Origin of the sequence: Serratia sp. (in: enterobacteria) (genome assembly GCF_051654945.1) — a bacterium.
In the GTDB taxonomy this organism is placed as follows: domain Bacteria; phylum Pseudomonadota; class Gammaproteobacteria; order Enterobacterales; family Enterobacteriaceae; genus Chania.
On the sequence record NZ_JBOFZA010000070.1, the window covers coordinates 1 to 2,693 of the forward strand.

The 2,693-nt window shown below is 50.3% G+C and carries 1 rRNA gene; it reads right to left on the bottom strand.

The annotated features are described in order from the left end of the window. Nucleotides 1–2,518: ribosomal RNA gene (locus ACRDCA_RS10455) — 23S ribosomal RNA — on the bottom strand; the annotation flags it as partial. Nucleotides 2,519–2,693: the final 175 nt, after the last annotated feature.

The following is a 2,693-nucleotide window of genomic DNA, read 5'->3' on the forward strand; positions in this document are numbered from 1 at the left end:
TGCGATGAGCCGACATCGAGGTGCCAAACCACTCCGTCGATGTGAACTCTTGGGAGTGATAAGCCTGTTATCCCCAGGGTAGCTTTTATCCGTTGAGCGATGGCAATCCCACTTTATACCACCGGATCACTAAGTCCTAGTTTCCTACCTGCTCGACCCGTCGGTCTCGCAGTCAAGCTCCCTTATGCCTTTGCACTCTGCGAATGGTTTCCAACCATTCTGAGGGAACCTTTGAGCGCCTCCGATACCCTTTCGGAGGCGACCGCCCCAGTCAAACTCCCCACCTGACATTGTCCTCCCACCAGATTATGGTGGCAAGTTAGAAACCCAATCGTACAAGGGTGGTATCCCAACAGCGGCTCCATGAGAACTAGCGTTCCCACTTCGTAGCCTCCCACCTATCCTGTACATGCACGACCGAATCCCAGTATCAAGCTGGAGTAAAGCTCCATGGGGTCTTTCCGTCCTGGCGCAGGTAACCAGCATCTTCACTGGTATTTCAATTTCACCGGGTGCATTGTTGAGACAGCGCTCAAATCATTACGCCTTTCGTGCGGGTCGGAACTTACCCGACAAGGAATTTCGCTACCTTAGGACCGTTATAGTTACGGCCGCCGTTTACTGGGGCTTAAATTCAAAGCTTCGCCTTGCGGCTAACCTCTCCTCTTAACCTTCCAGCACCGGGCAGGCGTCAGCCCATATACCTCACCTTTCGGTTTTGCATAGACCTGTGTTTTTGCTAAACAGTTGCTTGAGCCTATTCTCTGCGGCCTGGTTTCCCAGGCACCCCTTCTCCCGAAGTTACGGGGTCATTTTGCCGAGTTCCTTAACAATGCTTCTCCCGCCGGCCTTAGGATTCTCTCCTCATCCACCTGTGTCGGTTTACGGTACGGGCACATATTACACAATAGCGGCTTTTCTCGACAGCTCGTGTCACCAACTTCCCTACTTTTGTTCGGTACGCATCACATCTTCGCATTGATGAGCGGATTTGCCAACTCACCTGCTACCTTGCTTGCCCCGGTCTTTTCATTCCCGGGTTTGGTTAACGTTCTGTGTCCCCACAGTTCTGATAATACGCGGTACAGGAATTTCAACCTGTTGTCCATCGACTACGTCTTTCGACCTCGCCTTAGGTCCCGACTTACCCAGAGCAGATCAGCTTTACTCTGGAAACCTTAGATATTCGGCCTGAGAGATTCTCACTCTCATCTCGCTACTCATTCCGGCATTCTCTCTTCTAAACACTCCACTGCTCCTTATCGGTACAGCTTCGTCGCGATTAGAATGCTCCTCTACCACTCATGCGTTTGCATGAATCCACAGCTTCGGTGTCGTGTTTTAGCCCCGGACATTTTCGGCGCAGGACCTCTCGACTAGTGAGCTATTACGCACTCTTTGAATGAATGGCTGCTTCTGAGCCAACATCCTAGTTGTCTTCGAAATCCCACATCCTTTTCCACTTAACACGCACTTTGGGACCTTAGCTGGTGGTCTGGGCTCTTTCCCTTTTGACTACCCAACTTATCTCGTGCAGTCTGACTCCCGTACATCATCTGTCTGGCATTCGGAGTTTGATATTCTTTGGTAAGCTTTGACGCCCCCTAGGAAATTCAGTGCTCTACCTCCAGCAGACTAATACGAGGCTAGCCCTAAAGCTATTTCGAGGAGAACCAGCTATCTCCGGGTTCGATTGGAATTTCTCCCCTATCCACACCTCATCGCCACCCTTTTCAACGGATGTGCGTTCGGTCCTCCACGAGATTTTACTCTCGCTTCAACCTGGACATGGATAGATCACCCGGTTTCGGGTCTACCGCTACTGACTCTGGCCCTATTAAGACTTGGTTTCCCTTCGGCTCCGCACCTTAAGTGCTTAACCTTGCCAGTAACGGTAACTCGCCGGACCGTTCTACAAAAAGTACGCGGTTCCACGGTTAATCGTGGTTCCACAGCTTGTAAACACAGGGTTTCAGGTTCTCTTTCACTCCCCTCCCGGGGTTCTTTTCACCTTTCCTTCACAGTACTATGCGCTATCGGTCACTAAGGAGTATTTAGCCTTGGGGGGTGGTCCCCCCGACTTCCCGCAAGGTTTCTCGTGTCTCGCGGTACTTTGGATCCTGCTTGCTGACTATTGTTTTCGTGTACGGGGCTTTCACCCTCTTTGGCCTGACTTCCCAGACAGTTCCACTAACAAATCGTCTCACGTTATTGCAGTCCGTAACCCCAGAGTGCACGCACTCTGGTTTAGGCTCCTTCCATTTCGCTCGCCGCTACTTTGGAAATCGATGTTTCTTTCTTTTCCTCCGGTTACTTAGATGTTTCAGTTCACCGGGTTCCCAACGTATGGCTATGTATTCACCATACGCCGACTGAGGTTTGCTCAGCCAGGTTTCCCCATTCAGATATCTCCGGATCAAAGGATATTTGCTCCTCCCCGAAGCTTTTCGCAGCTTATCACGTCTTTCATCGGCTCTTAGTGCCAAGGCATCCACCCTGCGCTCTTATTAGCTTAACCAATTGATCATCAGCTGCGGGTGCGGCTGACTCTCTACGATGCATAGCGTTGCATCGCTGGTCTTAGGTTTGTTTCATTAATTGTTTGGTTACATCTTGCGATGTAACACCTCGGATGTCTTGAATGTTTCTTCTTGAACGAATTCAAGAAGCTTTATTCTAGATATTTCAATATG